Source organism: Aeromonas sp. (genome assembly GCF_051657805.1).
GTDB lineage: Bacteria > Pseudomonadota > Gammaproteobacteria > Enterobacterales > Aeromonadaceae > Aeromonas.
Map to the genome: position 1 here is coordinate 1 of NZ_JBOFLJ010000058.1, position 12,511 is coordinate 12,511.

13 protein-coding genes and 3 tRNA genes are annotated in these 12,511 nt (G+C 57.8%); all 16 read right to left on the reverse strand.

The window, feature by feature from the left end; translation table 11 throughout:
* Positions 1-47: 47 nt before the first annotated feature.
* The 16 genes from ACRCYW_RS17600 to ruvA all read right to left on the reverse strand — a co-directional run bounded on the left by ACRCYW_RS17600 (position 48) and on the right by ruvA (position 12,309).
* Positions 48-123: transfer RNA gene (locus ACRCYW_RS17600), tRNA-Lys, on the reverse strand.
* Between the two features lie 45 nt (positions 124-168).
* Positions 169-244 (reverse strand) — tRNA-Val (locus tag ACRCYW_RS17605).
* Between the two features lie 32 nt (positions 245-276).
* Positions 277-352: transfer RNA gene (locus ACRCYW_RS17610), tRNA-Lys, on the reverse strand.
* Positions 353-526: 174 nt separating this feature from the next.
* Positions 527-1,336, reverse strand: a complete 810-nt coding sequence (ybgF, locus tag ACRCYW_RS17615) for a tol-pal system protein YbgF (RefSeq protein ID WP_438551320.1) — start codon at positions 1,334-1,336, stop codon at positions 527-529.
* Positions 1,337-1,495: 159 nt separating this feature from the next.
* Positions 1,496-2,020, reverse strand: coding sequence for a peptidoglycan-associated lipoprotein Pal (gene pal / locus ACRCYW_RS17620; RefSeq protein ID WP_100859355.1), 525 nt, complete (start codon positions 2,018-2,020; stop codon positions 1,496-1,498).
* 50 nt (positions 2,021-2,070) lie between these two features.
* Complete coding sequence (gene tolB, locus ACRCYW_RS17625; RefSeq protein ID WP_438551321.1) at positions 2,071-3,396, reverse strand: Tol-Pal system beta propeller repeat protein TolB; 1,326 nt, start codon at positions 3,394-3,396, stop codon at positions 2,071-2,073.
* Between the two features lie 93 nt (positions 3,397-3,489).
* On the reverse strand, positions 3,490-4,641 hold the full coding sequence (tolA, locus tag ACRCYW_RS17630; RefSeq protein WP_438551322.1) for a cell envelope integrity protein TolA: 1,152 nt from the start codon (positions 4,639-4,641) through the stop codon (positions 3,490-3,492).
* A gap of 5 nt (positions 4,642-4,646) precedes the next feature.
* Positions 4,647-5,093, reverse strand: a complete 447-nt coding sequence (gene tolR / locus ACRCYW_RS17635) for a protein TolR (RefSeq protein ID WP_438551323.1) — start codon at positions 5,091-5,093, stop codon at positions 4,647-4,649.
* Positions 5,093-5,779 (reverse strand): protein TolQ, encoded by a 687-nt coding sequence (gene tolQ / locus ACRCYW_RS17640; protein WP_010672873.1) that lies wholly within the window; start codon positions 5,777-5,779, stop codon positions 5,093-5,095. The genes tolR and tolQ overlap by 1 nt, the downstream gene beginning before the upstream one ends.
* Positions 5,769-6,176 carry a tol-pal system-associated acyl-CoA thioesterase gene (ybgC, locus tag ACRCYW_RS17645; protein WP_438551324.1) on the reverse strand — a complete coding sequence of 136 codons (408 nt, stop codon included), beginning with the start codon at positions 6,174-6,176 and terminating at the stop codon, positions 5,769-5,771. The genes tolQ and ybgC overlap by 11 nt, the downstream gene beginning before the upstream one ends.
* A gap of 369 nt (positions 6,177-6,545) precedes the next feature.
* Entirely contained in the window at positions 6,546-6,857 is a 312-nt protein-coding gene (locus ACRCYW_RS17650) for a cyd operon YbgE family protein (RefSeq protein ID WP_438551325.1), read from the reverse strand.
* Positions 6,844-6,960, reverse strand: a complete 117-nt coding sequence (cydX, locus tag ACRCYW_RS17655; protein ID WP_100859361.1) for a cytochrome bd-I oxidase subunit CydX — start codon at positions 6,958-6,960, stop codon at positions 6,844-6,846. The genes ACRCYW_RS17650 and cydX overlap by 14 nt, the downstream gene beginning before the upstream one ends.
* A gap of 14 nt (positions 6,961-6,974) precedes the next feature.
* Entirely contained in the window at positions 6,975-8,111 is a 1,137-nt protein-coding gene (gene cydB, locus ACRCYW_RS17660) for a cytochrome d ubiquinol oxidase subunit II (protein WP_438551326.1), read from the reverse strand.
* A gap of 12 nt (positions 8,112-8,123) precedes the next feature.
* On the reverse strand, positions 8,124-9,680 hold the full coding sequence (gene cydA, locus ACRCYW_RS17665) for a cytochrome ubiquinol oxidase subunit I (protein ID WP_438551327.1): 1,557 nt from the start codon (positions 9,678-9,680) through the stop codon (positions 8,124-8,126).
* Between the two features lie 943 nt (positions 9,681-10,623).
* Positions 10,624-11,634 (reverse strand): Holliday junction branch migration DNA helicase RuvB, encoded by a 1,011-nt coding sequence (gene ruvB / locus ACRCYW_RS17670; RefSeq protein WP_438551328.1) that lies wholly within the window; start codon positions 11,632-11,634, stop codon positions 10,624-10,626.
* Between the two features lie 60 nt (positions 11,635-11,694).
* On the reverse strand, positions 11,695-12,309 hold the full coding sequence (gene ruvA, locus ACRCYW_RS17675) for a Holliday junction branch migration protein RuvA (protein WP_438551329.1): 615 nt from the start codon (positions 12,307-12,309) through the stop codon (positions 11,695-11,697).
* Positions 12,310-12,511 lie beyond the last annotated feature (202 nt).

Consider the following 12,511-nt stretch of genomic DNA (forward strand, 5'->3'; position numbering starts at 1 on the left):
GTGCTCTCCCAGCTGAGCTAAACGACCTGGGAACTCTGTGGTCAAGATGGTGGGTCGTGTAGGGATCGAACCTACGACCAATTGATTAAGAGTCAACTGCTCTACCGACTGAGCTAACGACCCATCTTGAACCTGTCACCGTCCGCATGTGGCGAACCGTGTTAAACATGGTGGTCGTTACTGGGCTCGAACCAGTGACCCCCTCCTTGTAAGGGAGGTGCTCTCCCAGCTGAGCTAAACGACCTGGGAATCTTGTCTTCACCCTTAGTGAAGAAATGGTGGGTCGTGCTGGATTCGAACCAGCGACCAATTGATTAAAAGTCAACTGCTCTACCGACTGAGCTAACGACCCTCACCACGACCAGGTCCGAGTGCACTGCTGCACCGGCTCTGACGGCGGCCTATATTACGGATTTATCATCCTGGCGCAATAGAAAACTCTCAAATTAAATCTGTTTGCTCACTGTGCATACAAAGCCGGGCACTGTTTACAAGACTGTTACGAAAACAGTGACCTACGGCAATGTTACAGCTTGCCGAGGCTCTGCTTGGCGAGTTGGGCCGGCGAGGTGTTCGGGTAACCCTTGATCACCTGCTCGTAGAAGTTCTTGGCTTCCGCCTTCTTGCCATCGAGCTGTGCCAGCATGCCGAGCTTCAGCAGCGCATCGGCCCGCTTGGGAGACTTGCTGTACTTGGTCGCGACCGTGGTGAACTGGGCGGCGGCGCCGGTTCTGTCACCCTTGTTGAACATCAGCTGGCCGAGCCAGTAGTGGGCATTGGGCACGTAGCTGGAGTTCGGGAACTGCTTGATGAAGCCCTCGAAGGCGGGGATCGCCTTGTCGTAGTTCTTCTCCTTGAGCACCATGTTCACGGCGGCGTCATAGGCCTGGTTCTCGTCCTGATTGGTCGAGTAGTTGGCCGCAGCGGCTGGCGTGGCTGCCGTACCGGCAGCGGCAGGTGCAGCTGCGGCGGCCGCAGGCTGGCTGTTCGCCACCTTGTCGAGCTCCTGATAGAGCTGACGCTGGCGCTCCTGGGACTGCTCCATCTGGTAGGTCTGCTGCTCCAACTGACCACGCAGCTCTGAGACCTCCCCTTGCAGGGAGTCCACCTGCTGCTGCAAGTCGGCCTGCAGGCGCAGACGGGCATTGAGGGTGCGCTCCAGCAAGGCGACCCTGTCTTCCAGGCTTCCCGTGGGCACGATGGCGCCATTGTTGCCACTGAGGACGACGCTGCTGCCGCTATCGCCACTGAGATCGCTCACCGGCGCAGCCGCCTGAGCATTCAGCGCAACGAACATGGCCAGCACAATCGGCGTTTGCTTGTACACAGATTTCATTCGGATCAAACCTTAGCGTTTAGTGCAGTAAAAACGGCCATCGCAATAGTCGCTTGCTTAGACACAAATTTCATTCGGATCAAATCGGCAGTCCGGTGTAAATAAAACGGCCATCGAGATGGCCGCTTGCTTAGACACCAATAAAATTGGGTTCAAACCTTAGTAAACCAGGACCGCGCGGCGGTTCTTGGCGAAGGCTTCCTCGGTGTGGGACAGATCCAGCGGCTTCTCTTCGCCATAGCTGACGATGGAGAGCTGCTCGGCCTGTACACCCAGGGTTTGCATGTACTTGGCGACAGCCTTGGCACGACGCTCGCCCAAGGCGATGTTGTATTCCGGCGTACCGCGCTCATCGGCGTGGCCTTCGATCAGTACCTTGACGCTCGGGCGCTCACGCAGGTAGCTGGCGTGGGCATCCAGCAGGTCGGCGTACTGACCCTGGATGTCATAACCGTCGTACGGGAAGTAGATCACGTTGTCGCGCTGCAGCGCTTCGAACTTTTGACGCATCTGTTCTTCCGGGGACAACATGCCGTTGGCGCCACCGGTTTGTACACCGCCCATGCCGTCAGTCATGCCAGACTCGGCACCAGCGGCGTCGGAGTCGGAAGAAGAACTACAGGCAGCCAGGGTGAACAGTGGCAGTGCGATGGCCAGACCCTTGAGCAGTTTATTGAGTTGCATGCTATTTCCTTAAACCTTTATAACAAAACAAAAAACAATCGATTTTTTTATCAATTCAAGAAGGGCGACCAAGCTGGTGCACGAATTTCACCGCTATTGGTCGGGAGCACTGCCTTGAAGCGACCGTCGGTCGACACCAAAGCCAGACTCTTGCGACCTTGATAGATGGTGGCATAAATGATCATGCTGCCATTGGGAGCCACACTTGGCGACTCATCCAGAGCACTCTGGGTCAACACCAACATGGCTCCGTTTTCCATATCCTGGCGAGCGATGCGATATTGTCCCTGAACCCGGGTCACCATCACCATGGACTTGCCGTCCGGGGTAATGGAAGCACCCTGGTTGGAATCTCCTTCCCAGGTCATCCGGCGAGTGACACCAGTCGCCAAATTTACGCTATAAATCTGGGGTTTGCCACCACGTTCAGAGGTGAACAGCAAAGTTTGACCGTCCGGCATCCAGGAGGGTTCGGTGTCTATGGTGCGGTTATTTGTGACTCGAGTGAGTTGCTTGCTAGCAACATCAACAACATAGATATCGGGCTGCCCATCTTTGGACAGAACAATAGCCAATCGACGACCATCTGGTGACCATTCCGGCGCACCGTTGATGCCGCGGAAACTGGTGATCATGCTGCGCTGCTGGGTGTAGATATCCTGCACATAGATCTCGGATTTCTGGTTCTCGAAGCTGACATAGGCCAGCTTGCTGCCATCCGGTGACCAGGCCGGGGACATCAGCGGCTCGCGGGAGCGCAGCAGGGTCTTCTCGTTGTAGCCGTCATAGTCGGAGATGCGCAGCTGATACGGGAACTGAGTGCCCTGCTGAACGGACACATAGGCCAGTCGGGTCAGGAAGGCACCGCGCTCGCCGGTCAGGCGCTCGTAGACGATGTCGGAGATGCGGTGGGCGAACTGACGCATCTGGGCACCGGGGATGGTGGCCATGCGGCTATCGAGGATGTAACCGTTCGCTTCCCCGCCCTGGGTCTTGGCCAGCTGGCCCTTCAGTACGTCGACCAGCTCGAAGTTGATCTTGTAGGAGCCATCCCCCACGGCGGCAATGGTACCCACCACCACGGCTTCCACCCCCTGGGAGGCCCAGGGTGCGAAGTTGATCTCGCCGCTGGTGCTCGGGGTCTGCGGCATCTGGCTGCGAGCCAGGGGCTTGAACTTGCCGCTGCGCATCAGGTCGTTGGACACCACCTCGGCGATGTCCTGCGGCAGTTGACCATTGCCTTCCCACTTGAAGGGGGCGATGGCGATGGGACGTGCGCTGTCAATACCGCCGGTGATGACGATGTCCAGGGCCGCCTGAGCGCTCTGGCCCAGCAGAAGGCAGCCAACCAAAGCAAAAAACACTTTTCTTATCATGGCTTAAATACTCTGTTCCAATAAAAATGAGAGGTGAAAATCCTTTATCAGCAGAAGCTGCCAATCACAATCTGTTACTCAGTTGTATCACGCTTAGATGCTTGGTTCTAACTTGAGGTTAAACTCCTTCAACATCTCGAACGCCGCAGGATCCTTCGGCACCGGCAACTGGTTCGCCTTCAACACCGCCGCCTTGCCGGAGCGACAGACCGCGGGATCCCCCTGGCCGTTGTCCACCGAGATGACGAAGCCGGTACTGGCCAATTTCACACCGATGGTACAGGTTTTGCCCCGCATGGTGGGGTCCAGGATCATGTAGCGCTCGACCGTGGCCTTGATGAGAGCGGCATACTTGTCCACCTCTCCCTTGGCGGCTGCGGATGCGGCCTGGCTGCGTGAGTTGGCCTCAGCCTCCAGCTGCTGCTGCATCATGGCTTCCATCTCTTTTTGCAACTTGGCTTCTTCCGCCGCCTTGCGCTTGCGCTCAGCCTCAATCTTGGCCTTCTTGTCGGCCTCTGCCTTCGCCTTCTTCTCTGCGTCAGCTTTTGCCTTCTTGGCGGCTTCATCCGCGGCTTTTTTCTCGGCCTCAGCCTTGGCCTTCTTCTCAGCTTCTGCCTTGGCCTTCTTCTCAGCTTCTGCCTTGGCTTTCTTCTCTGCCTCGGCCTTGGCCTTCTTGTCGGCCTCCGCCTTCTTGGCCGCGTCCGCCTTGGCCTTCTCGTCGGCCTGCTTCTTCTCCAGCTCTTCTTTCTTTTTCTTCAGCGCCAACGCCTTGGCCAGCTCTTCTTCCTGGCGCTTGGCCTCCGCCTTGGCTTTCTCGGCCGCCTGCTTGCGGGCTTCCTCGGCCTTCTGGGCCTTCTCTTCCGCCTGCTTCTGCTCGGCAACCTTCTTCTGCTTCTCGGTCTCGGCCTTGCGGGTCGCCTCTTCGGCCTCCTTGCGCTTGGTCTCGGCGATGCGCAGGCGCTCCTGCTCCTTCGCCAACTCGCGCCTGGCCTGATCGGCGTCTTCCTTGTCTTTTTCCTTCTGCTGCTGAGCGGCCTTGGGCTGCGCCTGTTTCTGCTGCTGGATCTGCTGGGCCTGTTGTTCCAGGAAGTCGCTGTCCAGCATCACAGCGTTGACTATCTGTCCCTTCGACTCGGGGCGCTTGGGCTTGCTAAAGTCGATACCGACCAGCAGTATGATGCCGATGATCAGATGCAGCAGCAGCGACGCGACGAGATAACCGGAAATACCACGCTTCACATCCATCTCCGTCAGTTCACCGGATCCGTCATCAGGCCAACCTGAGGCACACCGGCCTTCTTGAGGGCGACCATCAACAGGATCACCTCTTCGTAGCGCACGGACTTGTCACCGGCCACCACCACGGGGGCGTTCTGGTTGATGGCCAGGTAGCCCATGGCCTTCTCAGTGATGTATTGCTGCATCGCCTCGGGCGTGCCACTCGGCACCGGCTCGTCATCCGCCTCACCGGCCTTGATGACGTACTCACCCTCGGTGTTCACGCTGACGATGAAGGGGGGCTTGGCATCCTCGGGCAGTTGCTCGGCCTCTGCCTGGGGCAGGTCAACCTTGACCCCTTGCGTGATCACCGGCGTCACCGCCATGAAGATGATGAGCAACACCAGCATGACGTCGATGTAGGGCACCACGTTGATCTCGGCGACCTTCTTGCGTTTGAGCCGCTGATAGGTTTGCATTACTTCTCACCCTGCTGTGCGATTTGGCGGTTCAGAATGGTGGTGAACTCGTCCATGAAGTTGGCGTAGGCGTTTTCCAGCCGTTCCACCTTGTTGGTGAAGCGGTTGTAGAAGATGACCGCCGGAATAGCCGCAAACAGACCCATGGCGGTGGCGATCAGCGCCTCCGCGATACCCGGTGCCACCATCTGCAGGGTGGCCTGCTGGACCTGACCCAGGGCGATGAAGGCGTTCATGATCCCCCAGACGGTGCCGAACAGACCGATATAGGGACTGATGGAGCCGATGGTCGCCAGTACCGGCAGGTTGGACTCCAGATCATCCACCGCACGGGACAGGGAGACCCGCATGGCACGATAAGTGCCGTCCATCACCGCATCCTGGCCACGGGCGCCGGCCTTGAGCAGACGGGCATATTCCTTGAAGCCGGAGTAGAAGATGTCTTCCATGCCTTCGATGTCATCGCGGCGGGAGGAGGACTCCTGATAGAGGCGGTTCAGATCGACCCCGGACCAGAATCTGTCCTCAAACTGCTCGGAGGCTAGGTTGGCCGCCTTGATGGCCTTGGAACGCTGGATGATCAGCGCCCAGGAGACGACCGACATGCCCATCAGGGTCATCATGACCAGTTTGACCAACAGACTGGCTTGCCAGAACAGGCCAATAAACGAAATTTCAGCGTGCACTTAACAGCACTCCCTTGATATTTTCAGGTATTGCGACAGGTTTCATTTGCGGATGACTGACACAGGCTATCTGTACCATGGCCTGGGTGATCAGTCGTCCATCAGCCGCCAGGATCTGCTGCGAAAAGCGCATGGATGCGCGTTTCACTTCAGTCACTTGCGTCAATACGGTCAGCAGTTCATTGAAGCGGGCCGCGGCGCGAAAATCGATCTCGGTGCGACTCACCACGAAGGCAAGCCCGGCCTGCAGCAGGACGTCCTGCTCGATGCCGCCGGCACGCAGGAATTCGGTACGGGCCCGTTCCATAAACTTGAGATAGTTGGCGTTGTAGACGATGCCTCCGGCGTCCGTGTCCTCGTAGTAGACACGCACCGGAAACTCAGAGACTTCCCCCATAAAAATCTGTGATCCATTCGACAGTCAGATGGGGGGCTATCATAGCGCAGGGCTGAATAGGAAAGAAGCAGGGGGAGACAGGGAAATCCCATCCCTCAGTATTTTTTATGGCAGGAAATATTTCAGGGTCAATCCATGCCGAGACGAGTCACTGGCATCGGAGCACAAAGGGAAATAGAGACGCAGGTGAATGGGGGATAACCAACATGAGGCGCAGGGAAAGCCATGCCTTGTCCCCCAGATGGCAGGAGATGGGGTTGGCTCAGACAGACTCACAAGGAGAGCAATCGGAATCGAGAGAGGCGCGAGTCGCCGACTGACGCGGTAAAAGCAAGAGGGAGACAGATAACGCTCTGCCTCCCTCTCTTTTTATGACAGGAAATAACCCTGGGTCAGCCAAAGCCCGTATAACAGCGTGGGCAAGGCGAGCCAGGGGCAAAACAGCAACCGACCGATGAGGCTGCGGGGATGGAATCCCAGCCCGTGCATCACGCCACAACTGACCGCCCACATCAGCCAGGGGGCGAGCCAGAGCCCGTGCTCACTGGTGTTGGCGGCGATCAGATTGGGCGCCTGCAGGATGGCGACGGCGAGCAGGGTCGCCGCCACCAACATCACCCCTTGCCAGGGTTGGCGCTCCAGGGGAGCCGCCAACCGAGCGAGGAGATCACTTGTTTTCATCGATCTTGCGATCCATGTTCTCGGTGTGTTCCAGCCAGAGTGCGTTGATGACACCGAAGGCACAGGCCAGCAACAAACCCAGGATCCAGGTGAAATACCACATATCAGGGCACCTTCTTAATAGAGCGATTGTTGGTTGTCTTCGATGTGCTTGTTGCTCACCCGGCCAAACATCTTGATGTAGGTCCAGAGGGTATACGCCAGCACGGTCGGGACAAAGATGACAGCGACCACCGTCATCACCTTGAGGGTGTTGAAGGAGGCGGTGGCATCCCACATGGTCAGGCTCTGGGACGGCTCCAGGCTGGAGGGCATCAGGAACGGGAACATGGAGAAGCCCGCCGTCAGAATGATGCCCGCAATGGCCAGGGAGGAGCAGAGGAACGCCAGCCAGCCCTTGCCGATCTTGGCCGCGGCCGCGGTCAGCAGGCACATCGCCAGACCCAGCGCGGGGGCCGCGATCATCCAGGGGTAGAGGCTGTAGTTGTTCATCCAGGCACCGGCCTGCACCACCACTTCCTTGTGAAGCGGGTTGGTGACGGCGTCGGTGGCCATGCTGCCCACCACCACGTAACCATCCATGCCGCTCACCCAGACGCCGGCCAGAGCGAACAGCACCAGGGTCAGCAGGGAGAAGATCATGGCGGCGGTGCGGGAACGGGCCAGCACTTCACCCTCGGTCTTCATCATCAGCCAGGTGGCACCCTGGGTGACGATCATGAAGAGGCTCACCAGGCCGGCCAGCAGGCCGAACGGGTTGAGCAGACCGAAGAAGTTGCCGTGATAGGTCAGCATCAGGAACTGGTTGAAGCTGAACGGCACACCCTGCAGCAGGTTGCCGAAGGCGACCCCGAAGATGACAGGCGGCACGGCGCTACCGACGAAGAGCCCCCAGTCCCAGTTGTTGCGCCACTTGGCATCTTCCCGCAGGGAGCGGTACTTGAAGCCGACCGGGCGCAGGAAGAGGGCCATCAGGGTCAGGATCATGGCGATGTAGAAGCCGGAGAAGGCTGCCGCATAGACCATGGGCCAGGCCGCGAACAGGGCTCCACCTGCGGTCACCAACCAGACCTGGTTACCTTCCCAGTGCGGGCCCATGGTGTTGAGCATCACCCGACGCTCGACATCCTTCTTGCCGACGAAGGGAAGCAGGGCACCCACCCCCATATCGAAACCGTCGGTGACGGCGAAGCCGATCAGCAGTACGCCGACCAGAACCCACCAGACCAGACGCAATAATTCGTAATCAAACATGGGATCCTCTCCTTAAGCCTTGCTCTGTTCGAAGTGGTACTTGCCCGTTTTCAGACTGCTCGGGCCCAGACGCGCGTACTTGAACATCAGGTACATCTCGATGATGAGCAGCACTGTGTAGAACAGGCAGATTCCGATGAGGGAGAACCAGATCTCGGAGGCCGGGAGGTTGGATGCGGAGACGGAGGTCGGCAGCATCTCGGCGATGGTCCAGGGCTGGCGACCATATTCCGCGACGAACCAGCCACATTCGATGGCGATCCAGGGCAGCGGGATCCCGTACAGCAGCGCCTTGAGCAGCCACTTGCGCTCGCCGATCTTGTGGCGGGTGCTGTCGTAGAAGGCGATGCCGATCAGCAGCAGCATGACGATGCCGCAGGCAACCATGATGCGGAACGCGAAGAACAGCGGTGCCACCTGCGGGATGGAGTCATCCACGGCGGACTTGATCTGGGCGTCGGTCGCATCGGTCACGTTCGGGGTGTAGCGCTTGAGCAGCAGACCGTAGCCCAGATCCTGCTTCACCTCGTCGAAACGGGCGCGGGTATCGTCGGACTTGTCACCGGATTGCAGCTTGGTCAGCAGGTCATAGGCGACCATGCCGTTGCGCACACGCAGCTCGTGCTCGCTCTTCAGATCCTTCAGGCCGGTCACCTGACCGTCCAGGGAACGGGTGGCGATGATGCCAAGCGCATACGGGATCTTGATGGCGTAGTCGGTGCGCATCTCTTCTTGGTTCGGGATGCCGAACAGGGTGAAGGAGGCCGGCGCCGGCTCGGTGTTCCACTCGGCTTCGATGGCAGCCAGTTTCACCTTCTGCACTTCACCTGTCTCATAACCGGACTCATCACCCAGGATCAGCACGGAAACGATGGAGGCCATGCCGAAAGCGGCCGCGATGGCGAAGGAGCGGCGGGCGAAGGCCACGTCACGATTCTTCAGCAGGTAGTAGGAGGAGATACCCAGCACGAACATGGCGCCCGTGGTGTAGCCCGCCGCCACCGTGTGGACGAACTTGACCTGGGCAACCGGGTTGAACACCAGATCGGCGAAGCTCACCATCTCCATACGCATGGATTCGAAGTTGAACTCGGCACCGACCGGGTTCTGCATCCAGCCGTTGGCGACCAGGATCCAGAGGGCGGAGAGGTTGGTACCCAGCGCCATCAGCCAGGTGGCTGCCAGGTGCTGGCGTTTGCTGAGACGATCCCAACCGAAGAAGAACATACCGACGAAGGTGGACTCCAGGAAGAAGGCCATCAGCCCTTCGATGGCCAGGGGGGCCCCGAAGATATCGCCGACGTAGTGGGAGTAGTAGGCCCAGTTGGTCCCGAACTGGAACTCCATGGTCAACCCTGTGGTCACCCCGAGGGCAAAGTTGATCCCGAACAACTTGCCCCAGAACTTGGTCATGTCCCGGTAGACAGTGTTGTTGGTCATCACATAGACAGACTCCATGATCGCCAGGATGAAGGCCATCCCCAGCGTCAAGGGTACAAACAGGAAGTGATAAAGGGCCGTCGCAGCAAATTGGAACCGCGATAGGTCTACCACATGCTCAGCAATCATGATGTTTCCTCACCGATTATTGGCACGGCTATTTTAAGTTTTAAGGACAAAGCTTCCATTGGAAGGCCCCGAATGATCGGCCATACCAAGATCGATGACCGGATTCGACTGCAACCACATTAACAACAAGGCAATATACAAGAACAAAAAAAGCTAATGTTTAACATCTAGTAAACATTAACTGCAATTCTATTCCCGCCTATAATGACCGCTGTTTTATATCACCTTTATTTGATTGAAATCAATGTAAAACCATCACCAATACATGCCTTTTCAGGGCAACTTATCGGGATGAAAGCCTTAATTATGGGAGCCACATCACAAAACAACACAACACATAAATGTTTGATTTAAATCAATTTTAATACATAACGAAATAGTTTCAATTCTGTTAAACAAATAATGCTTCGCCATCCTTCAACCCTGTATTTCCTAAACTGAAGCCCAACCCTTGATTGCAATTTAAAACCAGTAAAAACACATGTTTATGCTTATTTCACACCACCACATAAAGATTACTTAATCTAATCCGATGGTGGCAAATTTTCTTGTTTGTCCGGTCCGTCGAGTGCTCCTACAATGCGCCTCGCAGTGAGGGCACACCTCTGGATACAGGCCGGTCATACTGGGTTCCCGGTACGTATTCGATGAACATTTCGAACCTGTTTGTTGGGATTAATGATGAAAAAGTTTGTTGCCAAGACCATTCGTTACTACAAGCTTTCGTTCGTTCAGCTCTATCAAATGAACCGACTCTGAGGCCTCGCGACGGCTCTCTTCGTGTTTTCCTGACCGGTCTCCAGACGCACTCACTGTCTGTGAACATCCATCCTGAATTGTCTTTGCCCACCGCATCCGCCGTGGGCTTTTTTTTGGCCCGGGAATTTTGTCAGAATAGTAAAAAACCGCCCCTGGAGGCGGTTTTTCATTCAATCAGATATTTCTATGCTTCCGGCGGTCGCTGCAGGCCGAAGTGGGCATAGGCCCTCGCGGTCGCCAGCCGTCCCCTGGGGGTACGCTGCAGATAGCCCTGCTGGATGAGGTAGGGCTCCAGCACATCTTCGATGGTGTCCTTCTCTTCACCGATGGCCGCGGCCAGGTTGTCAAGGCCAACCGGCCCCCCCATAAACTTGTCGATGACGGCCAACAATAGCTTGCGGTCCATGAAGTCGAAGCCTTCGTTATCCACGTCCAGCATGTCCATGGCACGGGCCGCAATGGGTCCATCAATCCGCCCGTCGGATTTCACCTGGGCGAAATCCCGCACCCGTCTTAACAAACGGTTTGCAATTCGCGGGGTACCGCGGGAGCGGCGAGCCACCTCCAGCGCACCGTCGTCCGACATCTCGAGTCCGAGGCAGCGGGCGCTGCGGGAGACGATGTCGGTGAGATCCTTGACGTTGTAGAACTCCAGCCGCTGGACGATGCCGAAGCGATCCCGCAGCGGGCTGGTCAGCGACCCGGCCCGGGTGGTGGCGCCGATCAGGGTGAAGGGGGGCAGATCGAGCTTGATGGAGCGGGCGGCTGGCCCCTCCCCTATCATGATGTCGAGCTGGTAATCCTCCATGGCCGGATAGAGCACCTCCTCCACCACGGGGCTGAGGCGGTGGATCTCGTCGATGAAGAGCACATCGTGGGGTTCGAGGTTGGTGAGCAGGGCAGCCAGATCCCCGGCCTTCTCCAGCACCGGGCCCGAGGTGGTCTTGATGTTGACCTCCATCTCGTTGGCCACGATGTTCGCGAGTGTGGTCTTGCCGAGGCCGGGCGGGCCGAAGATCAGCAGGTGATCCAGGGCCTCCCCACGCTGGCGGGCCGCCTCGATGAAGATCTCCATCTGGCCGCAGACGTGATCCTGGCCGGTGTAATCCGCCAGCTTCTTGGGGCGGATGGCCCGGTCGATGACCGCATCCTCGCGGGATTCTCCCGCCGATATCAGACGATCCGCTTCAATCATGTACTACCTCACCTGGCTGCACCGCCATGGCCAAAGGCTTTGCGTTATACATCGTCATCCTTACACCAGACTACGCAAGGATTCACGGATGATGGCCTCGACCGACATGCCCTCTTTCGCCACCTTGGCAACGATCTGGCTGGCCTGCTGGGGCTTGTAGCCGAGTGCCACCAGGGCGCTGGCCGCTTCCTCGCTGGAATCCGGCGCGCGCAGCCCGCTCTCTTTCTCGGGCAGACTGATGGCGGCGGGGGAGAAGAGATCGTGGCTGACCCAGCCCTTGAGGCGGTCTTTCATCTCCACCACCAGGCGCTCGGCGGTCTTCTTGCCCACACCGGGCAGCTTGACGAGGGAGCTTATCTCCTCGCGCTCGACACTCATCACGAACTGGGTGGCGGTCATGCCGGAGAGGATGGCCAGCGCCAGCTTGGGGCCGACCCCGTTGGTCTTGATCAGCTCGCGAAACAGCGCCCGCTCCTGCTTGTGGTTGAAGCCATAGAGCAGCTGGGCGTCTTCGCGCACCACGAAGTGGGTGTGAATGACCGCTTCCTTGCCAAGATCCGGCAGATCGTAGAAGCAGCTCATGGGCATGTGGACCTCGTAGCCCACACCGCCGACCTCCAGCAACACCTCAGGGGGTTGTTTCTCGATGATGACGCCTCTCAAGCGACCGATCATGTTCTCTTCCTCGCCACGCAGACTCTGTATGAATTGGGCCATAGCATAAAGAATAACTGGATAAGTATCCAGCATAGGGAGGGGCCACCCCGCACGATGCGACCGCCATCTCCGAGGCTATTCGTCGCTCTAGAAAAGGGTCTCTTTTGAGTTTCTTACCCGATGTATCAAACACATCTCTGCAAGGCGACATTTTTAATCT